Origin of the sequence: Curtobacterium sp. PhB191 (assembly GCF_004346515.1) — a bacterium.
Lineage (GTDB): Bacteria > Actinomycetota > Actinomycetes > Actinomycetales > Microbacteriaceae > Curtobacterium.
The window spans coordinates 15,068-35,793 of sequence record NZ_SMBV01000014.1; the positions used below are offsets into that span (position 1 = coordinate 15,068).

At 70.9% G+C, this 20,726-nt stretch carries 21 protein-coding genes; 10 read left to right on the top strand and 11 right to left on the bottom strand.

The features are described 5' to 3' along the window. Window positions 1–34 precede the first annotated feature (34 nt). The gene (locus EDF48_RS17830; RefSeq protein WP_131881701.1) at window positions 35–607 is read left to right on the top strand and encodes a hypothetical protein; all 573 of its coding nucleotides are present in this window, start codon (window positions 35–37) and stop codon (window positions 605–607) included. Here EDF48_RS17830 and EDF48_RS17835 read toward each other — a convergent pair. Beyond that, window positions 604–855, bottom strand: a complete 252-nt coding sequence (locus tag EDF48_RS17835; protein WP_123294958.1) for a hypothetical protein — start codon at window positions 853–855, stop codon at window positions 604–606. The genes EDF48_RS17830 and EDF48_RS17835 overlap by 4 nt on opposite strands. A 105-nt stretch (window positions 856–960) precedes the next feature. On the opposite strand from EDF48_RS17835, the gene EDF48_RS17840 reads away from it, so the two are divergent. From EDF48_RS17840 to EDF48_RS17850, 3 genes are all read left to right on the top strand, one after another. After that, a complete protein-coding gene (locus EDF48_RS17840; protein WP_131881703.1) occupies window positions 961–1,791 on the top strand; it encodes a LysM peptidoglycan-binding domain-containing protein in 831 nt (276 codons plus the stop codon). Between the two features lie 70 nt (window positions 1,792–1,861). Next, a complete protein-coding gene (locus EDF48_RS17845) occupies window positions 1,862–2,383 on the top strand; it encodes a ribonuclease H (protein ID WP_123294960.1) in 522 nt (173 codons plus the stop codon). 86 nt (window positions 2,384–2,469) lie between these two features. Continuing rightward, window positions 2,470–3,507 carry an NAD-dependent epimerase/dehydratase family protein gene (locus EDF48_RS17850; RefSeq protein ID WP_131881705.1) on the top strand — a complete coding sequence of 346 codons (1,038 nt, stop codon included), beginning with the start codon at window positions 2,470–2,472 and terminating at the stop codon, window positions 3,505–3,507. A gap of 31 nt (window positions 3,508–3,538) precedes the next feature. Here EDF48_RS17850 and EDF48_RS17855 read toward each other — a convergent pair whose 3' ends face one another. Both EDF48_RS17855 and EDF48_RS17860 read right to left on the bottom strand, forming a co-directional pair. After that, on the bottom strand, window positions 3,539–4,051 hold the full coding sequence (locus EDF48_RS17855) for a GNAT family N-acetyltransferase (RefSeq protein WP_131881707.1): 513 nt from the start codon (window positions 4,049–4,051) through the stop codon (window positions 3,539–3,541). Continuing rightward, on the bottom strand, window positions 4,051–6,675 hold the full coding sequence (locus EDF48_RS17860; protein ID WP_131881709.1) for a DEAD/DEAH box helicase: 2,625 nt from the start codon (window positions 6,673–6,675) through the stop codon (window positions 4,051–4,053). Before EDF48_RS17860 ends, EDF48_RS17855 begins: the two co-directional genes overlap by 1 nt. 87 nt (window positions 6,676–6,762) lie before the next feature. Here EDF48_RS17860 and EDF48_RS17865 point away from each other — a divergent pair, with 87 nt between their 5' ends. Then, on the top strand, window positions 6,763–7,779 hold the full coding sequence (locus EDF48_RS17865; protein ID WP_131881711.1) for an LLM class flavin-dependent oxidoreductase: 1,017 nt from the start codon (window positions 6,763–6,765) through the stop codon (window positions 7,777–7,779). A 448-nt stretch (window positions 7,780–8,227) separates the two neighbouring features. Here EDF48_RS17865 and EDF48_RS17870 read toward each other — a convergent pair whose 3' ends face one another. Continuing rightward, entirely contained in the window at window positions 8,228–10,687 is a 2,460-nt protein-coding gene (locus EDF48_RS17870; protein WP_243698137.1) for a glycoside hydrolase family 3 C-terminal domain-containing protein, read from the bottom strand. A gap of 48 nt (window positions 10,688–10,735) precedes the next feature. Continuing rightward, window positions 10,736–12,004: an MFS transporter gene (locus EDF48_RS17875; protein WP_243698138.1), complete on the bottom strand. Its 1,269-nt coding sequence runs from the start codon at window positions 12,002–12,004 to the stop codon at window positions 10,736–10,738. Between the two features lie 131 nt (window positions 12,005–12,135). Between EDF48_RS17875 and EDF48_RS17880 the strand changes: the two genes are divergently transcribed. Continuing rightward, on the top strand, window positions 12,136–12,726 hold the full coding sequence (locus EDF48_RS17880; RefSeq protein ID WP_123341243.1) for a TetR/AcrR family transcriptional regulator: 591 nt from the start codon (window positions 12,136–12,138) through the stop codon (window positions 12,724–12,726). 47 nt (window positions 12,727–12,773) lie between these two features. Here the strand turns inward: EDF48_RS17880 and EDF48_RS17885 are convergent, their stop codons facing one another. Then, window positions 12,774–13,205: a hypothetical protein gene (locus tag EDF48_RS17885; RefSeq protein ID WP_131881715.1), complete on the bottom strand. Its 432-nt coding sequence runs from the start codon at window positions 13,203–13,205 to the stop codon at window positions 12,774–12,776. Window positions 13,206–13,345: 140 nt separating this feature from the next. Between EDF48_RS17885 and EDF48_RS17890 the strand changes: the two genes are divergently transcribed. Next, window positions 13,346–14,206 (top strand): NAD(P)-dependent oxidoreductase, encoded by an 861-nt coding sequence (locus EDF48_RS17890; protein WP_131881717.1) that lies wholly within the window; start codon window positions 13,346–13,348, stop codon window positions 14,204–14,206. A 34-nt stretch (window positions 14,207–14,240) separates the two neighbouring features. Here EDF48_RS17890 and EDF48_RS17895 read toward each other — a convergent pair whose 3' ends face one another. Further along, a complete protein-coding gene (locus EDF48_RS17895) occupies window positions 14,241–15,788 on the bottom strand; it encodes a methyltransferase (protein WP_207913295.1) in 1,548 nt (515 codons plus the stop codon). 38 nt (window positions 15,789–15,826) lie between these two features. Next, on the bottom strand, window positions 15,827–16,192 hold the full coding sequence (locus EDF48_RS17900; RefSeq protein WP_131881720.1) for a helix-turn-helix domain-containing protein: 366 nt from the start codon (window positions 16,190–16,192) through the stop codon (window positions 15,827–15,829). A 100-nt stretch (window positions 16,193–16,292) separates the two neighbouring features. On the opposite strand from EDF48_RS17900, the gene EDF48_RS17905 reads away from it, so the two are divergent. Next, the gene (locus EDF48_RS17905; protein WP_131881722.1) at window positions 16,293–17,546 is read left to right on the top strand and encodes an MFS transporter; all 1,254 of its coding nucleotides are present in this window, start codon (window positions 16,293–16,295) and stop codon (window positions 17,544–17,546) included. A gap of 97 nt (window positions 17,547–17,643) precedes the next feature. Here EDF48_RS17905 and EDF48_RS17910 read toward each other — a convergent pair whose 3' ends face one another. Both EDF48_RS17910 and EDF48_RS17915 read right to left on the bottom strand, forming a co-directional pair. Next, entirely contained in the window at window positions 17,644–18,099 is a 456-nt protein-coding gene (locus EDF48_RS17910) for a TIGR02611 family protein (protein ID WP_243648858.1), read from the bottom strand. Window positions 18,100–18,230: 131 nt separating this feature from the next. Beyond that, window positions 18,231–18,563, bottom strand: coding sequence for a TraR/DksA C4-type zinc finger protein (locus tag EDF48_RS17915; RefSeq protein ID WP_111086578.1), 333 nt, complete (start codon window positions 18,561–18,563; stop codon window positions 18,231–18,233). A gap of 50 nt (window positions 18,564–18,613) precedes the next feature. Between EDF48_RS17915 and EDF48_RS17920 the strand changes: the two genes are divergently transcribed. Then, window positions 18,614–19,651 carry an LLM class flavin-dependent oxidoreductase gene (locus EDF48_RS17920; RefSeq protein ID WP_131881724.1) on the top strand — a complete coding sequence of 346 codons (1,038 nt, stop codon included), beginning with the start codon at window positions 18,614–18,616 and terminating at the stop codon, window positions 19,649–19,651. Between the two features lie 9 nt (window positions 19,652–19,660). On the opposite strand, the gene EDF48_RS17925 is transcribed toward EDF48_RS17920, so the two are convergent. Continuing rightward, a complete protein-coding gene (locus EDF48_RS17925) occupies window positions 19,661–20,131 on the bottom strand; it encodes an ASCH domain-containing protein (protein WP_243698139.1) in 471 nt (156 codons plus the stop codon). A 123-nt stretch (window positions 20,132–20,254) separates the two neighbouring features. Between EDF48_RS17925 and EDF48_RS17930 the strand changes: the two genes are divergently transcribed. Then, window positions 20,255–20,701 (top strand): DUF2510 domain-containing protein, encoded by a 447-nt coding sequence (locus EDF48_RS17930; RefSeq protein WP_165932463.1) that lies wholly within the window; start codon window positions 20,255–20,257, stop codon window positions 20,699–20,701. Window positions 20,702–20,726: the final 25 nt, after the last annotated feature.

Consider the following 20,726-nt stretch of genomic DNA (forward strand, 5'->3'; position numbering starts at 1 on the left):
CGTGGTGCTCGCGTGACGGCGTAGGTTCTTCGGGGTGAACGATCCTCAGCAGACCGCCCGTAAGCACCTCGGGCCCGATGAGCACCTGTACTGGGCCGGCACGAGCGACCAGGCGAAGCTCTTCACGGGGCGGGACGGCTTCCTCGTCCCGTTCTCCCTGTTCTGGACCGGCTTCGTCTCGTTTGCAGTGGCCGACGTCGTGCGGAACGGGTACCTCGGCGTGGGCGCGATCATCCCGATCGTCTTGTCACTGGTCGGCCTGCACCTCGTGTTCGGGCGCTTCATCGTGAAGGCCCACCGCAAGCGCACGACCGTGTACGCCGTCACCGACCGCCGCGCACTGATCATCACGCCGAACACCACACGCGAGGTTCCGGTGGGACGCACCGATCGCACCATCACCTGGACCGGGGGGCGACGACACTGTTCGGTGGAGTGGAACACCGGCGATCCGAGCGGAGTGGCGGCGTTCTTCGCCGGCGGAGCGACCGCCAAGATCTACGCGAACACCGGACTCGACGGGCTGTTCGGACCGCAGGTGTTCGCCTTCTGGGACGTCCGCGACGGCGAGGAACTCGTCCGCGAACTCGACCGGGTGTCCCGCTAGCCCCGGCGGTCTTCTTCCGACTGCCACGGCAGGTGCAGATCGCCCGGTGCGGGTTCCACGTCGCCGGCGTCGTCCGCGCCTCCCGTTCCCGGTGCGGCGGTGATCTTGGACGTGTCGATGCCGTCCGCCTCGAGTTCGGCGTCGCTGCGCTGGTCGGTCTGCGACGCCTCGGTCTCCCGCTCGCTCGACGGGCTGTACGCAGTGTCGGTCGAGTCGGGATCCGGCGTCTCCGGGATGCTGTCGCTCATGACCCGGACGGTAGTCCGTGTGCCCCGAGTACCAGTTCGGTCACGGCGGTCGATCGGGCCGGACCCCGGCGGTACGCTCCCTGCCGTGGGGGAACGATGACACGGATGCGGACCGCGGCGAGCGCGGTCATCGGTACGGCGATGGTGGGGCTGCTGCTGACGGGCTGCACGGCGTTCGGCGGGGACGACACCCTGCCGAAGCCGACCCGACAGGCCACCGAGCGGACGGCGGAGCCGATCCCCGATCCGACGCTCACGACCGAGCAAGTCGACGGGGAACCGGACGAGGTCGAGCAGGTCCTGCCCACGGGCACGGTCGCGGCGGAGACCGACGTCACGTCCCCGAGCGGTGACACGAGCATCCACGTGCGCATCGTGGCGAACGACGAGGGTACGTTCACCGCGCAGCTGTCCGGCTACCGCACGACCAACCCGCAGCAGATGAGCCTGCAGTTCCGGCACCGGACCGCCAGCCCGCTCGATGGCGGTGACGCCTCGGCGCGGGACACGACCGAGTGGACCGCCGCCTCCGGGCCGCCGAAGACCGTGGTCATGAACGACGCCGGTGCACGACCGGACTACTTGCGCAGCGTCGTCCTCGTCCCCGCCTCAGTGCCGGACGAAGACCCGTCGAAACGCCCGTGGGTCGGATCGGTGCTGGCCGTCGGTGCTCTGGACTGGAAGATCCCGAACCCCTACCCGGACTTGCGCATCACCGTGGGCAAGGACCGACCGGGGGCGTACGGCATCGTCACGGACGCCGACGGACGACCGGCCGACTACCTGGTGGCGCACGGCGACGAGCTGACCACGGTCGCGCAGCGGTTCGGCATCACACCGGCCGAGGTGCAGTGGCTCAACCCGTACATGGAGACCCGAGCCGACGACTGGTTGCTCGAGGGCAGCACGCTGAACCTCGACCCTGCGCGCCGATGACCTCGGCGCGGACGGCACGCGACCGTCCGTTACGCTCGACGGGCACCAGCCCCGACCAGGAGGTCCCCTCGTGACGATCGTCGCCGCAGCAGACGGCTCAGCCCTCGGCAACCCCGGCCCCGCCGGCTGGGCCTGGTACGTCGACGACGACCGCTGGGCCGCCGGTGGCTGGCCCCGGGCAACGAACAACATCGGCGAGCTCACGGCCGTCCTGCAGTTGCTCCGCGCGACGAAGGACTCCGGCGAGCCGCTGCACATCCTGTGCGACAGCCAGTACGCCATCAAGGCCTGCACCGAGTGGCTCGCCGGGTGGAAGCGGAAGAACTGGCGCAAGGCCGACGGCAAGCCGGTCATGAACGTCGAGATCATCAAGGAGCTCGACGCCGAGCTGCAGGGCCGCAAGGTCACGTTCGAGTGGGTCCGCGGGCACGTCGGCCACGAGATGAACGAGGCCGCCGACGTCCGCGCCCGTGGTGCCGCCACCGCGTACCAGAACCACACCGACGTGCCGCACGGTCCGGGCTGGCCCGGCGTCGAGGTCACCGAGCCATCCGCACTGCCCGAGGCGACCCCGCCGGCCACGCTCTTCTGACCGACGAGCTCGGTCAGCCTGGGTCTCGGAGACCCAGGAACACCGAGGCACTGGTCCGCATCCGACCCCGAGACGATGCTGGACGCATGGAGAACACCGAACACGTCCTGGTCACCGGCGGCTCCGGCTTCATCGCCGGCCACCTGATCCTGCAGCTGCTCGACGCCGGGCACCGCGTCCGCACCACGATCCGGTCCCTCGACCGTGCACCCGAGGTCCGTGCGGTCCTCGCCGAGGCCGGCCTGACCGCCGACGACCGGCTGGAGTTCGTCGCCGCCGACCTGACGTCCGATGACGGATGGGCCCAGGCGGTCGCGGACATCGACGTCGTGCACCACGTCGCCTCGCCGGTGATGCCCGGCCACGTCGAGGACGAGGACACCGTGATCCGTCCGGCGGTGGAGGGGACGCTGCGGGTGCTGCGCGCCGCACACACGGCCGGAGTCGATCGGGTCGTGCTGACCTCGGCCTTCCATGCGGTCAGCTGGGGTTACCCGCACTCCGACCACGTGTTCACCGAGGCCGACTGGACGGTGCTCGACGGGCCCGGAGTCGACGCCTACGGGAAGAGCAAGACCCTCGCTGAACGCGCCGCGTGGGACTTCGTCACGTCCGAGCCCGGTGCGCCGGAGCTCGTCACGACGATGCCGGTCGCGGTGATGGGCCCGGCGATGGGGCACGCGGTGTCTGGCGCGAACCACATCCTGCAGTCCATGCTCTCCGGGGCGATGCCCGCGACACCGCGACTGTTCATCCCCATCGTCGACGTGCGTGACGTCGCCGCGGCCCACGTCACCGCGACGACCGCCCCGGATGCAGCGGGCAAGCGGTTCCTCTTGTCGAACGGCCCGGCGCTCGAGATGGCCGAGATCGCCGCCACCCTGCGCGAGCACCTCGGTGACGACGCCCGGGCAGTCCCGACGCAGACGCTGCCCGACGACGTCGTGCGGACCGCGGCCGAGACCCAGCCGCAGTTCCGTGCGATGGTGCCCGACCTCGGCTACGCCAAGCGCACCTCGAACGAGCGGGCCCGCACCGTGCTCGGCTGGACCCCTCGTGATCCGCACGAGGCGATCGTGGCGGCGGCCCGGAGCCTGGTGGCGAAGGGCCTGGTCCGCCCCTGACGAACCCTGCTCCACCACTGACCCACGAGGATCAGACCGCCCGCTCCCACAGCGCCACCGTGCTCTCGAGCCCGTCGTACCGGTACGGCTTCCGCTCCCCTGTCGGTGCGTACCCGAGCGCCCGCCAGAACGGCTCGGCACCGGCCGCGTTCGTCGCCACGATCCCCAGTCGCAGTCGGTCGGCGCCGGCATCGGCGGCCAGGGACACGACGGCCTCGTGCAGGACCCGTCCGAGGCCCGAACCCTGCCGATCGCCACGGACGACGAGCAGTCCGACGTACGCCGTGGTCGGTGCCGGGTACCCGAGCAGCACGTCAGCGAACGCCACGAGCGAGTCGCCGTCCCACAGCCCGATCCCGTGCTTGCCCGCCGGGTCGAAGCCGTCCGGAACAGACACGAGTGCGCTCAGCCCGTCGGACGGTCCCGGCGGGTACCCGGTGATCCGCTCGGCGTACTCCGGCACGGTCTCGAGCAGCCCCTGCAGCGCGTCGACGTCGTCCGCACCGAGCGCTCGCAAGACGAACGAACCAGCACCGGCCGGCATCAGTCCACGTCCACGTCGGCCCACCCGTCGAACCGACCGATCTCGGTGACCCGGACCACGGCCTCACCGGCTTCGTCCGAGGCGTCGAGGTCGATCGTCGCCGAGAACCCGAAGTCCTTGTCACCCGACGGGTCCGCGAAGATCTGCCGGGCACGCCACACACGCGCCGAGCCTGCAGCCCCAGAACCGGACGCCCCCACACCCGTCGCCCCGGCACCCGTCGCCCCCGCCTGGTCGAGCACCAGGTAGGACATCGACCGCGCCTCGGCATCGGTGCCGATCGTGTCGTGCTCCTCGTAGTACTCCTCGAGCACCGCGTCCCACGCGTCACCGTCGAACCCGGCCGCGGCGTCGAGCGCCCCGAGTCCGTCGACGTCGTCGCGCGCGGCGAGCAGCACCCGCTGGAACAGTGCGTTCCGCACGAGCACGGTGAAGGCCCGCACGTTGCCGGTGAGCCGCGCTGGCTGCGGCGGTGCGATCTCCTGCTCTTCGGCGAGGGCGAGCAGCACGTCGCCGTTGAGCAGCGCTTCCCACTCGTCGACGAGCGAGGAGTCGGTCTGTCGGACGACCTCGCCGAGCCACTCGATCAGGTCGTCGAGCTCCTGGTTCCGCTGTTCCTCGGCGATGGTCTGCCGCATGGTCCGGTAGGCGTCGGACAGGTACCGGAGCACGAGCCCCTCGGACCGGGTGAGCTGGTAGAACCGCACGAAGTCGCCGAAGGTCATCGCGCGCTCGTACATGTCACGGACGACGGCCTTGGGCGAGAGCTGGAAGTCGAGGACCCAGGGCTGTTCCGCCGCGTACGTCTCGTACGCCGCCTCCAACAGCTCGGACAGCGGGCGAGGCCAGGTGACCTCCTCGAGCAGCTCCATCCGCTCCTCGTACTCGATGCCCTCGCGCTTCATGCGGGCGACCTCTTCGCCGCGCTCCTTGAACTGCTGCTGCGACAGGATCGCCCGCGGGTCGTCCAGTGTCGCCTCGACGATCGAGACCATGTCCAGCGCGTACGTCGGAGAAGCAGGATCGAGCAGCTCGAACGCGGCGAGCGCGAACGGGGACAGGGGCTGGTTGAGGGCGAAGTTCGACTGCAGGTCCACCGTGAGCCGGTAGGAGACCGGAGGCCCCGGCACCCGCTCGATGACCTGCGCGTTGATGAGGGTCCGGGCGATGACGAGCGCACGCCGGGCCATCGCGAGCTGGCGGGCACGCGGTTCGTGGTTGTCGAACACCAGCGAGCGCACCTCGTCGAACGCCGAACCGCCGCGGGCCACCACCGACAGCACCATCGCGTGCGTGATGCGCATGCGCGACACCATGGGTTCCGGTTCGGCGCCGATGAGCCGGTCGAACGATGCCTGCCCCCAGGACACGAACCCCTCCGGTGCCTTCTTCCGCTTGATCTTGCTCTTCTTCTTCTGGTCGTCCCCGGCCTTGGCGACCGCACGGGCGTTCTCGATGTCGTGCTCGGGGGCCTCGGCGACGACGTCACCCTCGGTGTCGTACCCGGCACGTCCGGCACGGCCGGCGATCTGGTGGAACTCGCGCGCGGACAGCTGCCGCATCTTCGTGCCGTCGAACTTCGTCAGCCCGGTGAAGAGCACGGAGCGGATCGGCACGTTGATGCCGACGCCCAGGGTGTCGGTGCCGCAGATGACGGGCAGCAGCCCGCGCTGTGCGAGCTGCTCGACGAGCCGTCGGTACTTGGGGAGCATGCCGGCGTGGTGCACGCCGATGCCGGCGCGGATCAGGCGGGACAGGGTCTGTCCGAAGCCGGCGCTGAACCGGAACCCCGCGATCGCTTCCGCGATCTGGTCTCGACGCGCCCGATCAGCGACCTTCGCCGACATCAGCGATTGCGCCCGCTCGAGCGCAGCCGCCTGGGCGAAGTGCACGATGTAGATCGGCGCCTTGCCCTCCTCCAGCAGCCGTTCGACGGTCTCCTGCACGGGCGTCATCACGTACTCGTACGCGAGCGGCACCGGTCGGCTGACGCCGGTCACGCGGGCGGTGGGTCGGCCGGTGCGTCGGGACAGGTCGTCGGCGATGGTCGTGACGTCGCCGAGGGTGGCGGACATCAGCAGGAACTGCGCACGTTCGAGCACGAGCAGCGGCACCTGCCAGGCCCAGCCGCGGTCGGGGTCGCCGTAGAAGTGGAACTCGTCCATCACCACGACGTCGACGTCGGCGTCCGGACCTTCGCGCAGGGCCAGGTTCGCCAGGATCTCGGCCGTGCAGCAGACGATGGGGGCGTCGCCGTTCACGCTGGAGTCGCCGGTGACCATGCCGACGTTCTGCGCGCCGAACAGCTCGACGAGCTGGAAGAACTTCTCGGACACGAGCGCCTTGATCGGTGCCGTGTAGTAGCTCCGCTTGCCCTCGGCGAGCGCGGCGAAGTGCGCGCCGGCCGCGACGAGCGACTTGCCGGTGCCGGTCGGGGTGCTCAGCACGACGTTCGCGCCGGAGACGAGCTCGATGACCGCTTCGTCCTGTGCCGGGTACAGCGGCCGGCCGCCTTCCTCGGCCCAGGCCGCGAAGGCCTCGTAGACCTCGTCGGCGTCGACGACGCCGTCCACCGCCGCCGGGATCGCGGCGACGAGCGGGGGCACGGTGGTGACGTCGGTCATGGCCCCATCCTCCCAGGCTGCGGTGACGAGGTGGTCGGCCCGGTCGACCGGGAGGCCCGGCTCCATACGCGCGCATAGACTCGCGTCATGCGCGAACTCGGCTTCCTCACCTTCGTCCCGAACCACGGCGGCACTGCGGGTGCGGCGAGCGCCCTGCAGGACGGTCTGCGGCTGTTCGAGACGGCCGAGACCCTCGGCTACGGCACGGGCTGGGTCCGTGGCCGCCACTTCGAGCCCTTCCTGACGAGCCCGATGACCTTCTTCGCCGCCGCGGCCCAGCGCACGAGCACCATCGCGTTCGGCACCGCGGTGCTCGGCATGCGCTACGAGGACCCGGTGCGCCTCGCCGAGGACGCCAGCACGGTCGACCTGCTGAGCGGCGGGCGTGTGCAGCTCGGCGTCAGTACGGGCATCGCCGGGTACGGGCCGATCCTCGACCCGGTGTTCGGCTCCGTCGACCGCTCGTTCCGCGACGAGGCCGAGGCCCGGGCTGCCCGACTGCTCGAGGTGCTCGACGGCGACGCACTCGGCAGCGCCGGCTCTGGCTACGAGAGCATCCCGGCCGGTGCGGACCTGACCCTGCAGCCGCTCAGCCCCGGCCTACGCGACCGCGTCTGGTGGGGCGGCGGCAGCATGGGCACCGCGGTGCGCACGGCCGAGAAGGGGCTGCTCCTGCACTGCTCGACCCTGAACACCGAGGACACCGGTGCACCCTTCGCCCAGGCGCAGGCCGACCAGATCGCCGCCTACCGCGAGCGGTTCACCGAGCTGCACGGCGGGACCGGCCGCACGTCGAAGGTCGCGGTGGGCCGCATCGTCGTGCCGTTGCTCGACGACCACGACCGCGCGGTCCACGACGAGTTCCTGACCGGGTACGCCTCGGGAATGGACGACGAGGGCCGACCGCTCTCCGGTCCGCCGTTCCGGTTCAGCAAGGTGCTGTCCGGCGAGCCGGCCGCCATCGTCGACGCCCTGCTCGCCGACCCCGCCGTCACCGCCACGGACGAGCTCGTGATCACCCTGCCCGCGAACGGGGACGTGGCCGCCCACGAGCGGATCCTGCGCATCGTCGCCGAGGAGATCGCGCCGGCACTGCGGGCCTGAGAACGGATCAGGACACCCGGCGGGGCTCAGATCGAGTCGGTGATGCTCGAGAGCCCTGCCGGATGACCATCTCGTCCCTGATCCGCACGGGATGGTGGGACCATCGTTCCACCTACCGAGCGGTTTGTCACACTCGGTTGCGCCCTCAGGACGAGAAAGTTGATCATCCGTCACCCGTTTTGCCCGGATCGCACGAAGTCCGTCAACCGGTTCGCCGAACCCCTTCCAGGACGGAAACAGTCGGGACGAACGAATGCGCCCCCGCGCGGACGCGGGGACGCATTCTGGACGCACCGGGGAAGCTGGGGCATCGTCAGCCGGATCAGGAGGCTGAGTCGCACAACCAGCGACCCCGTAGTCGGTGCGTGCGCCGACGGTAACCAGCCGACTGGCGCACATCGATGTTACTCAACAGGCGTCGTCGGTGCGCGGAAACCGGACGAACTGGTCAGACCAGTTCGAGGGCCGCGCTCCCGGACTCGTCGGTGACCGAGGCTCCGACGTGCAGCGTGAAGGTGCCGGGCTCGTACTGCCAGGCTCCGTCCCAGTGCGCGAACGCCCGGGCCGGCACCTCGATCGAGACCTCGGTCGACTCCCCCGCGCCGAGGCGGACCGGGGCGAACCCGACGAGCCAGCGCGCCGGACGGTCCACCGCCGAGGACTCGCGCGAGGCGTAGACCTGCACGACGTGCTTGCCGGCGCGCGGTCCGGTGTTGGCGACCGTCGCCGTGACGATGACCGCGTCCCCCTCGGACACTGTCGGCGTCGCGACGACGCCGTCGATGGTCCACGAGGTGTAGCCGAGGCCGTGCCCGAACGGGTACGCCGGCGTGGTGCCGGCACGGAGCCAGGCACGGTATCCGATGTGGACACCCTCGTCGTACGACACCTTGCCGTCGACGGGGGTGACGTCGAGCACGGGCACGTCGGCCATCGCGACCGGCCAGGTGGTGGGCAGTCGACCGCCGGGCTCCTGCGCGCCGGTCAGGACGTCGGCGAGCGCGTTGCCGTACTCCTGGCCACCGAACCAGGTGAGCAGGACCGCGGCGACGTCGTTCCGCCACGGCAATTCCACGGGCGAGCCGGCGTTCACGACGACGACCGTGTTCGGGTTCGCCGCCACGACCGCACGCACCAGGTCGTCCTGGTGCCCGGGCAGCGCGAGCGACGAGCGGTCGTACCCCTCGGACTCGACCTTCGAGTTCGTGCCGACGACCACCACGGCGACGTCAGCCGTGCGGGCAGCCTCGACCGCGGCATCGATGAGCACCGACGGGTCCTCGTCGGAAGGCTCGGTGCCGAACTGGTACGCGAGCACGCCGCCGAGGGTCTCGTCCTGGATGACGTCGTACTCGATGCGGATCGCGACCTGCTGCCCCGAGGTCACCGACACGGGCACCGAGCGGGCCGGCGGGTTGAGGAACGCCGCGCCGAGCTGGTCGCCCTCGAACGGCACGTCCTCGTCGAGCACGAGCTCCCCGTCGATCCACATCCGCGACCGGCCGGCCGCCCCGATGCCGATCCGCACGGTGCCGGAGGACGGCGCGGTGTAGGTCGTGGTGATGTCGAGCCGGTCGGCCTCCCGCGTGGGGGCGTCGCCGCCGAACCAGAACAGTGCCGTGGCGCGGCGGTCCTCGACGTACAGTTCCTGGTCGTCCTTGACGAAGGCGACGCGGGCGCCGGGCTCGCCGGTGCCGGGGTTCGTGATGGTGGACAGCGGGAACTCCGCGATGCCCTCCTGCACGACGGCACCGATCGCGTAGTCGACCGTGGCGCCCGGGAAAGCCGAGCGGATCCCGTCGAGCGGCGAGACGACCTGCGACGGCACGACCGTGGCCGAGCCACCGCCCTGTGTGCGGGCCTGGTCGGCGTTGTGGCCGATGACGGCGATGCGGGAGACGGCGGGGGCGTCGAGCGGCAGCACGCCGGTGTTGCGGACGAGGACGGTGCCCTCGGCCTCGGCTTCGCGGACGAAGGCGACGCCGTCCTCGACGTGCACCGGCTGCGCGGCCACGGGCTCGAAGCCCTCGAGTGCGCCGACGCGGGCGGCCAGGGTCAGGATGCGGCGGACCTTGCGGTCGATCGCCTCGATCGGCACGTCACCGGACTGCACCGCGGCGAGCAGCGGACCCTCGCTCCACCACTGGTTCGGGCCGGGCATCGCGACGTCCTGCGACGCCTTCGCCGAGTCGACCGAGCGCACGCCGGTCCAGTCGGACACGACGATGCCGTCGAAGCCCCACTCCGAGCTCAGCGGCGTCTCGAGCAGGTCGTGCTCCGACGCGGTGACGCCGTTGATGGAGTTGTACGACGACATGATCGCCCAGGCGTGCGCCTCGGTCACGGCCTTCTCGAACGCGAGCAGGTACAGCTCGCGCAGGGCCCGGTCGGAGACCTCGGTCGACGCGGTGAAGCGGTCGGTCTCGTAGTCGTTCGCGATGTAGTGCTTCGGGGTCGCGGCCACGCCGTTCTCCTGCACACCGTCGACGTACGACGCAGCCAGGTCACCGGTCAGGACCGGGTCCTCGCTGAACGCCTCGAAGTGCCGGCCGCCGAGCGGCGAGCGGTGCAGGTTGATGGTCGGGCCGAGGACGACGTCGACGCCCTTGCGGCGTGCCTCGACGGCTGCTGCTGCGCCGTAGCGCTTCGCGATCGCACGGTCCCACGACGCCGACAGGGCGGTCGCCGAGGGCAGGTTCAGCGACGGGTCGCGTTCGTCCCAGACCTCACCACGGACGCCCGAGGGGCCGTCCGACATCAGGATCCGGCGCAGCCCGATCTTCTCGATGGGCCAGGTGGTCCAGAAGTCGCGCCCGGTCAGGAGCTGCACCTTCTCGTCGGTGGTCAGCTGGTCGACGAGCGCGTCGATGCGCTCGGCCGTACTGGAGGCAGGGGTCACGTCGTTCACGGTAGTCACGGTGGTCGGTCCTTTCGTTCAGAGCCTGGGGAAGTGTGGTCAGCGCACGCCGCGGATGCGGGACACCGAGACGATGCCGAGCAGTCCGACGACGGCGCCGGTGATGAAGAAGCCGCTGTACCCGCCGGTCAGGGCGATGACGCCCGGGGCCGCCGCGGGCACGATCGACTGGGGCAGGGCCTGCGCGATGTTGACGACGCCGAGGTCCTTCGCGTTGTCCTCGTCGGACGGCAGCACGTCGGTGATGAGCGCCAGGTCGACGGCGTAGAAGACGCCCATGCCGGCACCCATCACGAACTCGCCGACCAGGACCATGCCGAGCGACGGCGCGAGCGCGATGATCACGAGCCCGACCACGCCGACGATGCCCGCGATCGCGACGAACAGCTTGCGGCGGCCGAGCTTGTCCGACAGCCAGCCGGCGATGAGCGAGGTGAGCACGATGCCGACGACGTTCCACAGCGTTCCCTGGAACACCGCGTTCGCGACGTGGTCCGGGTCCACGCCGATGTCGTCCCGCAGGAAGTACGTCAGGTAGCTCACCGCGGTGTACTGCGCGGCGACCATCAGGAACCGGGTGAGCCAGGCCCAGCCGAGGTCCGGGTGCTTCACGGGGTTGAAGACGAACGAGCCGAAGACCTGCCCGACGCTGAGCTTCGACGTGGGCCGGTTGGTGAGCACGCGGTCGCGGAACACGAGCGCGTAGAGCACGACGACGATCGACCCGATCGCACCGGGGATGATCATCTGCGTCGCCGAGGTCGAGAAGAGCTGCACGAGGAACGTGCCGCCGACGAGCGCGAGGTTCTGGGAGAGCCCGAGCAGCGCCGCGACCCGGCCGCGCTGGGACCGCGTGACGTGGTCCGGCAGGACCGCGGTCATGGCGGCGATCGTGGCGTTGTAGGCGATCTGCGTGACGCCCCACGCGAGGACGAGCACGACGGTCGAGGTCGTCGTCGCGACGACCACGAGGCCCGCGAAGCCGACCACGGTGCCACCGATGATCCACGGACGACGCATGCCGAGCCTCCCGGCAGTCCGATCGCTGAAGCGACCGGCCAGGGGGTTGGCGACCATCGCGGCGAACGCGCCGACACCGAGTGCCAGGCCGAGCACACCCGCTTGGTTGTCCGGCGCGATCTCGGCGACCTTGAGCGCCATGGCGACCAGCACCGGCGGCAGCAGCGCGATGTACAGGCCGAGCATCGCGATCGGCATGCCGAGCGTGTACATGAGCGGGGCACCTCGGCCGCGCGTGGGTGCGACTGCGGTCGGGGTGTCGTTGACGGTCAGGGCGTCGTTGGCCACTGCAACCTCTTCTCGGGTACGCCACCTGCACCGGTGACTCGCACGCCTTCGTCGGCGGCTCCGCCCACGGTAACACCAAAACCAAGTGCGGCTAGGTTTTCTGTGTGCACTCCGAGCGGTACAGTCCTGCCATGGCACGACGGGGTTCGTACGCGAAGGGCATCGCGAAGCGCGAGGAGATCCTCACGGTCGCGCTCGACCTCGTCGCTTCGCAGGGGTTCCGCCGCACCAGCATCAAGGACATCGCCGACGCCGTCGGGCTGACCCAGGCCGGCCTGCTGCACTACTTCGACTCCAAGGACGAGCTCTGGGTCGAGATCCTGCGACGACGCGACGAGCTCGACCTCGCCCACGACTGGCAGGCACCCGACCCCGCTGCACTGCTCGCCGCGATCGTCCGGCACAACGCCGAGGTCCCCGGCCTGGTGCAGATGTTCGTCAACCTCTCCGCCGCCGCTGCGACCGACCCCGAGCACCCCGCGCACGCGTACTTCCAGGAGCGCTACGAGCGCAGCCGTCGCGACCTGTCCGCCGACTTCCGCACCATGCAGCAGGACGGACGGCTCCGCGCCGACGTCGATGCCGAGGAGCTGACGAGCGTGCTGCTCGCGGTGTCCGACGGCATGCAGATCCAGTGGCTGTTCGACCCGTCGCGGGACATGGCGCAGCACGTCGAGCTCGTCGCCCGGCTCGCGATCGCCCAGGTCGCCCCCACCGCCTGACAGGAGGCACGGCGCGGTCCAGCGCGGCGGCTCCGGTCACGCGACGGTCAGGGCAACCGCACCGAGGCCAGCGCGTACGACGCGTCGGCCCACGCACGGACCTGCGCCTTCGACAGGGGCTCCTCCGGCGAGGTCGACCAATCCGAGATGTTGCGCCCGCGCATCTCCTTCGCGAGGTGCCCAAGCACGTCTCGCTTCGACTCTGTCGCCAATGCCGCGCCGAACTGCTCCGCGCCGGGGACGTCGGCCAGCTCGGTCAGGTAGGCCTGGCAGAACCGGTCAGCCGCTTCTGCGCGCAGGTACGGACTGTCGAGCGTGGCGTACCAACGCCGGAAGAACTCGTCGTACGGCCCAGAGTCTCGCATGAAGCCGCCGGACGCGAACAGGAGTTCGCGAACCCGCCCCGGGGTGAGCCCGCGTGCTTGCTGCACGGCATCACCGATCTTGCCCGCGTCGACCAGGTCAGCGAGAGTGCTCACACTTGCAGCGTAGCCGGAACATCACATTCGGCGCTCCCCGCCGGACAGCGGGGTACGGACAGGGCCTGGTCGGGTCAGGCGGCGCCGGGCAGGATGGGGCGTGCCCGGAGGGCGACCCGACGAGGATGTGGAGTGACGCGATGACGCGTGTAGTGGTGACCGGCGGCAGCGGCAAGCTCGGACGAGCGGTGGTGCGCGACCTCGATGCGCACGGGTACGACGTGGTGCTGCTCGACCGCGTGCCCTCCCCCGACCAGCCCGAGGGCGTGCAGTTCGTCCGGATCGACCTGACCGACTACGGCCAGGTCCTGAACGCCCTGCTCGGCATCGACGACCGGTACGACCACGTGGACGCCGTCGTGCACCTCGCGGCCGTGCCCGCTCCGGGGCAGGTCCCCGACGTGGCGCTCATCACGAACAACGTGACGGCGTCGATCAACGTCTTCCACGCCGCACGGGCCGCGAAGATCAAGAACCTGGTGTGGGCGTCGAGCGAGACCCTGCTCGGCATCCCGATGGGCGAGCACCACCCGCCCTACCTGCCCGTCGACGAGGAGTTCGCGGTCCGCCCGCAGTCGTCGTACTCGCTCGGCAAGGCGGTCGAAGAGGAGATGGCCCGCCACTTCACCCGCTGGGACCCGGAGCTGAAGATGATCGGCCTGCGGTTCTCGAACGTGATGGACGAGACCGACTACCCGGCGTTCCCGTGGGACGCCACCCCGGAGGCGAAGACCTTCAACCTGTGGTCCTACATCGACTCGCGTGACGGCGCCCAGGCGGTCCGCAAGGCCGTCGAGGCCGAGCTCACCGGGTTCGAGGCGTTCGTCATCGCGAGCCCCGACACCGTGATGGACACCCCGACGATCGAGCTCGTCGAGCGCTGCGTGCCCGACATCGAGCGTCGCGCGGACATCGACGGCGTCAGCTCGCTGCTGTCGTCCGAGAAGGCCCGCGAGCTGCTCGGCTACGCCCCCGAGCACAGCTGGCGCGACGGCCGCTAGCAGCGCCCGCGTCCGCCGCTGAGCGGCCCCTTCGCTAGGCCGGCAGCAGCAGCCCGTCGAGCACCAGGTCGCGCGCCACCGGCAGCAGGTCGGCGGCGAGCACCTGCTCGTCGACACCCGTGATCTGCGCCAGCGCGCCGACGATCGCCGCGACGGACAAGTCCCCGTCGCAGGCTCCGACGAACGCAGCGAGCGCCGTGTCCGCGTCCACCCGCCGTCCGAGTCCGCCGCCCTGCACGAGCGTCATCACCGTGGGGTCGTCGTTGCCCGGCCAGTAGTAGCGCTCCTCGGTGACGTCGCCCGCCACCGTCAGGTGTGCCGTGGCGAGCGCGGCGTCGTCGTGCGCGGCGAGCCACGCGGCCGCGTCGAGGACGCGAGCGACCGTGGCGCCGAGCCCGGCGGGGTTGGAGCCGAGCGTCTCGGGGACGCGCTCGAACCGGCGGAGGCTCGCCGTTCCTCCTGGCAGGGCTCGACGCACCACGACGTAGCCGAAACCGACGCCGGTGACGCGGCGGTCCGCGAAGTCGTCGAGCCAGGCGCCCATCAGCGTGTCGAACTCGGGCGTCCCGGGCTTCGTGCCGCCGTCGCGGATCCAGGTCTCGGCGTACGACGTGGGGTCCTGGCGCTCGCGCTCGATGACCCACGCGTCGAGGTCGGTGTCCGCGAACCAGCTGCGCACACGGTCGAGGCCGTCGACGCCCCAGTGGTACTCCCAGTTGCCGAGCAGCTGCGCGGTCCCACCGGGCTCGAGGTGCTCGGACAGGCCGCGGAGCACGGTCTCGACGAGCGCGTCGCCGACCATGCCGCCGTCGCGGTACTCGTACGAGGGGACGCCCGGCCGACGGGGTGTGATGACGAACGGCGGGTTCGACACGATGCGGTCGAACCGCTCCCCCGCGACGGGCTCGAAGAGCGAACCGTACCGGAAGTCGATCCCGTCGATGCCGTTGAGCTGCGCGTTGAAGCGGGCGATGTCGAGGGCGCGGCGCGAGATGTCGGTGGCGACCACGTGCTCGGCGAAGCGCCGGGCGTGCATGGCCTGGATCCCGCATCCGGTGCCGAGGTCGAGGACCGTGCGGACGGGGACGGGGATCTGCAGGCCGCTCAGCGTGGTGGTGGCGCCGCCGATGCCGAGGACGTGCTCCTCGCTGATCGCGTGGCCGAGGGCGAGTTCGCCGAGGTCCGAGACGATCCACCAGCTGCCGGCGCCGAGGTCGTCGACGAAGGCGTAGGGGCGCAGGTCCACCGTCGGCTCCACGACTGCGGCGTCGGTGTCGCAGACCCGCAGCAGGCCTGCCGCGACCACGGCGTCGAGCCCGGCGGTCGGGAACGCGGCAGCTGCGTCCGCGCGGGACGTCGGCAGCCCGAGCACGAACAGGGTGGCGAGGGTGCCGAGCGGGGATGTCTCACGAGCAGCCAGGGCACGGCGGGCCGCCACTCGCGACCCCCGGTGCAGCGATGCGGCCGCTTCGGTCCCCCAGAGTGCGTCGACCCGGTCGACGGTGAAGCCGGCGGCGTCGAGGTCCGCGGCGAGCGCCGTCGTCGCGGCCGGGTCAGCACTGATGTCGGGGAGCGTGTGCACGGCCGCCCCGGCGCCGGCACCCGCGCCGGGTACCGTGCTCACGACTCGATCCCGTCGCGGAGCAGCGCCGCGGGCACCTGCCAGTCGAGCACCAGGTCGAGCAGCCCCGGGAACCGCTGCTGCACGTCCTCGATCCGGACCCGGCTGATGCGGGTCAGGCCCTCGAGGTGCTGCTCGAGCAGTCCGGCCTCGCGCAGGACCCGGAAGTGGTGGGTGAGCGTGGACTTCGGTCGGTCGATCCCGACCCAGCCGCAGCTCCGTTCGCCACCGGCGGCGTCGACGAGGTAGCGGTGCAGGATCGCCAACCGGATCGGGTCACTCAGGGCGTCCAGGACGACGGGGAGGTCCATCTCGGCCGCGGACGGCTGGGGCAGCCGCTCGGGGGCATCGACGTGCGCGGGCATGGACGGGACGCTACCACCGTTCGGCTTGCTGTACGACTTGCGTCGTACTGCGGACTGCGGTACGAATGCAGTCGTACAACGGACCATCGGAAGGATGCTCATGCAGCAGTCAGCTCGCTCGGTCGCCGGGTTCTGGATCCTCGCGGCGATGCTCCTGGTGTCGGTCGCGTCGTCCGCGGTCCCCTCGCCGATCTACCCGGTCTACGCCGCCGAGTGGCACCTCACGCCACTGATGCTGACCGGCGTCTTCGCCATCTACGTCGCCGGGTTGCTCGCGAGTCTGCTGATCGCCGGCCGACTGTCCGACCACGTCGGCCGCAAACCCGTGCTCGTCGCCGGCGGTCTGGGCGTCGCCCTGTCGCTCGGACTGTTCGCGATCGCGGACGGCGTCGGCGCGCTCATCGTCGACCGCATCGTGCAGGGTATCTCCGTCGGGCTCCTGATCGGTGCGCTCGGGGCGGCCCTCATCGACAACTCGCTCGAGCGGCACCCGACCCTGGCCGGCGTGCTGAACGGCGTCATCCCGCCGATCGCGCTGGCCACCGGTGCGATGTCGAGCGGTGCACTCGTGCAGTGGGGTCCGGCGCCGGAGCAGCTCGTCTACCTGGTCTTCGGCGCACTGCTCGTGCTCCTCGTGCTGGCACTGTTCGTGGTCCCCGAGCAGGTCCAACGGCGCCCCGGAGCACTCCGTTCGCTGCGTCCGACGATCAGCGTGCCGCGGAGCTCGCGTCGACTGTTCCGCGGCGTCGTCGGTTCCCTCGTCGCCAGCTGGGCGCTCGGCGGCATGTTCCTCTCGCTCGTCCCCTCGGCCCTCGGTGCCGTGTTCGGCATCACGAACCACTTCGCGGCCGGCGCACTCATCGCCGTCGTCACGGGCGTCGGCGCGCTGACCGGACTCGCGACGCAGCGGATGGACGCTCGTCGCGCGGTGCTCGTCGGGCTCGTCGCCCTGGTGCTCGGGCCGATCGTGACCGTGGCGTTCGTGATGGCCCACTCCCTGCCCGGCCTCGTCGTCGGCAGTGCGATCGCCGGCATCGGCTTCGGCGCCGGGTTCCAGGCACCGCTGCGGATGCTGCTCGCGACCGCGGCACCGACCCACCGCGCCGGACTGCTCTCGACGATCTACGTCGTCAGCTACCTGGCGTTCGGGGTCCCCGCCGTGATCGGTGGGCTGCTCGAACCGTCGATCGGACTCGTCCCGGTCATCGCCGGGTACGGCGGGTTCATCGTCCTCGCGGCCGTCGTCGCGCTCGTGCTGCAGCTGACGTCGAAGGACGCGGCCGCCGTCGAGGAGCAGGCCGCCGAGGTCATCGAGCGCACCGCCACCGGCTCGATCCGCGTCGCGGCGGAGTAGGCGGGCCGTCCGCCCGGCACCCGCTTGGTGCGAGGTTGGCCACACGGTGCGAGGCCACAGCACCGCACGGAGTGATCAACCTCGCACCAGCTGACGGCTAGTGCCCCGGGTGCGCCGAGTTGGCGCCGCGCGCCCGTCCACGAGCGCGCACCCCGACCGTCCGCGCAGCACCCGTGTGGGCGGCGTCGACGTCGGCCTTGCCCCGGTCGGCAGCATCACGCAGCCGCTTCGGTCCGTGCCGCTTGGCCCAGTCCCAGAAGCGGTGCAGCTGCGCCTTGAGCCACACGATGATCTTGTGGAAGAAGTGGAACTCGCTCGCCAGCACCGTGAGTCCGATGAACACCACGAGCCACCCCGGCCCGGGCAGCGGCACCAGGATGAGTCCGATGATGACGACCAGCCCGCCGACGATGCCGACGAGCACCTTGTAGAAGAGGTGCAGGTGCGGCCTGGCGTGGATCCAGGTCCGCATGTCGTGGAACCACTGGAAGCGCTGACGCGGCGCACCGTCGGTCCGGCTCTCGCCGGGTCCGTCGTTCGCGTCGCCGTCCATGCCGAAAACGTAGGGCGTGCGGCTGGGAATCCGCGGCGCACGCGGTGGACGCGCGGTGCGCGTGACGGAAGTCGCGTGGCGGGGATGCGCCGTGCCTCCCGTCCGTCAGCGGGTGTCCGCCGGGAGGCCCGTCACGCGTGGGCGACGCACGTCGCGGCCCACGGGACGGCGGCCAATCGGGCCGCTGGGATCGGTTCGCCGCCGACCGCGCAGGTTCCGTAGGTGCCGGCGTCGAGCCGCGCGAGCGCGGCGTCCACCTGCTCGATCCGCTGCCGGGCCGCGTCGCGGACGGCGCCGAGCGAGCCGCGCTCCCACGCGAGGGTCGCGCCCTCGGGGTCGTGCTCGTCGTCGGAGTTGGCGTCCTGGCGGGCGTCACTGACGTCGCGCATGCTCCGCTCGACGTCGGCGAGCAGCCGTTCGTTGCGAGCGCGTTCCGTGTCGAGCGCGGTGCGGGGGTCGTCCATGGCGGACACCGTAGTCGTGACGGAATGCCCGACTCTCCGGATGCGTTTGCATCGACATGACGAAGATCGGGTTCCTGTCGTTCGGACACTGGCGCGACGTGCCGGGGTCGAAGGTGCGCAGCGGGCGTGAGTCCCTGGTGCAGGCGATCGACCTCGCGGTCGCTGCTGAAGAGGCCGGCGTCGACGGCGCCTACTTCCGCGTGCACCACTTCGCACCGCAGCAGGCGGCACCGTTCCCCCTGCTGTCCGCGATCGCCGCGAAGACCAGCCGCATCGAGATCGGGACCGGCGTGATCGACATGCGCTACGAGAACCCGCTCTACATGGCCGAGGAGGCCGCGGCGACCGACCTGATCTCCGGCGGACGACTGCAGCTCGGCGTCTCCCGTGGCTCACCCGAGACCGCCCTCGCCGGTTACCAGCAGTTCGGCTACGTGCCGGACGCGTCCGACGAGAACGGCGGCGACATGGCCCGCGCGCACACCAGCGTGTTCCGTCGCGCCATCGCCGGCGAACCGATGGCGAACGCCAACCCGCAGATGACCGGCTCGGTCGGATCGTTGCCGATCTCCCCGCTCTCCGACTCGCTCGGCGACCGCATCTGGTGGGGCGCCGGCACACGAGCCACCGCCGAGTGGACTGCCGAGCAGGGCATGAACCTGATGTCGTCGACGCTGCTCACCGAGGACACCGGCGTGCCGTTCGACGAACTGCAGGCCGAGCAGATCGAACGCTTCCGACGAGTCTGGGCGGAGTCGGGCTGGGACCGGACCCCTCGGGTGTCGGTGTCGCGCAGCATCATCCCGATCATCGACGACGAGTCGCGGCACTACTTCGGCGTCCGCGCACAGGTCGAGGGGCAGGACCAGGTCGGGCACCTCGACGGCGGGCTCGCCCGCTTCGGCCGCTCGTACATCGGCTCACCCGAGGACCTCGTCGCGGAGCTCGCGGCCGACCAGGCCGTCCGCGCTGCCGACACCGTGCTCGTCACGGTGCCGAACCAGCTCGGCGTCGACTTCAACGCGCGGCTGCTCGCCGCTGTGAAGGACGTGTTCACCGAGGTCGACGCGGCACCCGTCCCGGCCTGATCTGCTCGGTCAGGCGCTGACGGTCGGCGTCGGCCAGATCAGCCGGAAGCGCTCGCAGACCACCGGCATGTCCGGTTCGAAGCCGCGCGGGTTCTCGGAGTGCGCGCTCCAGTACGCCTCGTGCACCGTGCGCCAGTGCTCGAGAGTCCGGTCTCCTTCGCCTTCGGCGCGCGCGTGCTCGGCCCCGACCGCGTCGAACGGGACGATCCGGACGTCCGTCGTCTCGATGACGGCCCGGGGAACACCGGCGCCGTCGGTCACGATGCTGCACTCACCGGTCGCCGGGAGCGGGTCACCCGTCGCCTCGTAGTCCCAGAGCGATGACGCTGTGCCGTCCTTGACCCCGCGGAGCACCAGGCCGAGCAGCTCGTCTGCCTGCTCCGGAGTGGCACCGAACGACCACGCCTCCGGCACCTCGGCCGGCAGTTCCGAGGCCTCGTCGCGCCGCTCGTTCCAGAAGTCGTCCAGGCTCGCGGTCACCAGCTGACCGTAGCGCACCGCCGGGTGTCCGCACTTGTGCCGACACCCGCCTTGGGACTGTGGCGGCGGGGCGGCGTCCCCTACCGTCGAGGAGCACCATCCGCCGCACCTCAAGGAGTCCCCGTGACACTGCCGGCCGCAGGCTGGTTCCCGGACCCGCAGGACGCCAGTCGTCTCCGCTGGTGGGACGGTCACGCCTGGGGTGCCGCGACCCGTGTCCTGCCGAGTGCTCCGGAACCGGTCCTGCCGATCGTCGTCGTACCTGTCGGCCCCTCGTTCTCCGTGCACACGGCATCGATCCGGACCCACGCGTGGGCGTCCGGCGGCGGTCGCGACCGCCGGCTGTGCGTGTTCACGGTGCTCGCGGTGCTGCTGGCCCTGACGTCGATCCTCATCAACCCGCTTGGTGTCAGCAGCGCGCTCGCTCTCGTGTGCGGGCTCGTCGGTGTCGTCCGCCCCGGTGCGACCGGCGGGTGGGCGGTCGCGGCGAGGAGTGCGTCCTCGAGCGCGGTGGTCGTGGCGGTCGCGACGGGCGCGGTGGCGGCGTCGGCGCGGTTCCACCTCTTCTGACCGGGGCGTCGATCAGTCTCACCGA

What these genes read in the sequence shown, in the direction of transcription:
- EDF48_RS17910 (WP_243648858.1), bottom strand. Translation starts at nt 18,099, where the DNA reads ATGGACGGCGACGCGAACGACGGACCCGGCGAGAGCCGGACCGACGGT.
- EDF48_RS17890 (WP_131881717.1), top strand. Translation starts at nt 13,346, where the DNA reads ATGACGCGTGTAGTGGTGACCGGCGGCAGCGGCAAGCTCGGACGAGCG.
- EDF48_RS17865 (WP_131881711.1), top strand. Translation starts at nt 6,763, where the DNA reads ATGCGCGAACTCGGCTTCCTCACCTTCGTCCCGAACCACGGCGGCACT.
- EDF48_RS17880 (WP_123341243.1), top strand. Translation starts at nt 12,136, where the DNA reads ATGGCACGACGGGGTTCGTACGCGAAGGGCATCGCGAAGCGCGAGGAG.
- EDF48_RS17855 (WP_131881707.1), bottom strand. Translation starts at nt 4,051, where the DNA reads ATGCCGGCCGGTGCTGGTTCGTTCGTCTTGCGAGCGCTCGGTGCGGAC.
- EDF48_RS17915 (WP_111086578.1), bottom strand. Translation starts at nt 18,563, where the DNA reads ATGGACGACCCCCGCACCGCGCTCGACACGGAACGCGCTCGCAACGAA.
- EDF48_RS17840 (WP_131881703.1), top strand. Translation starts at nt 961, where the DNA reads ATGCGGACCGCGGCGAGCGCGGTCATCGGTACGGCGATGGTGGGGCTG.
- EDF48_RS17905 (WP_131881722.1), top strand. Translation starts at nt 16,293, where the DNA reads ATGCAGCAGTCAGCTCGCTCGGTCGCCGGGTTCTGGATCCTCGCGGCG.
- EDF48_RS17850 (WP_131881705.1), top strand. Translation starts at nt 2,470, where the DNA reads ATGGAGAACACCGAACACGTCCTGGTCACCGGCGGCTCCGGCTTCATC.
- EDF48_RS17860 (WP_131881709.1), bottom strand. Translation starts at nt 6,675, where the DNA reads ATGACCGACGTCACCACCGTGCCCCCGCTCGTCGCCGCGATCCCGGCG.
- EDF48_RS17835 (WP_123294958.1), bottom strand. Translation starts at nt 855, where the DNA reads ATGAGCGACAGCATCCCGGAGACGCCGGATCCCGACTCGACCGACACT.
- EDF48_RS17900 (WP_131881720.1), bottom strand. Translation starts at nt 16,192, where the DNA reads ATGCCCGCGCACGTCGATGCCCCCGAGCGGCTGCCCCAGCCGTCCGCG.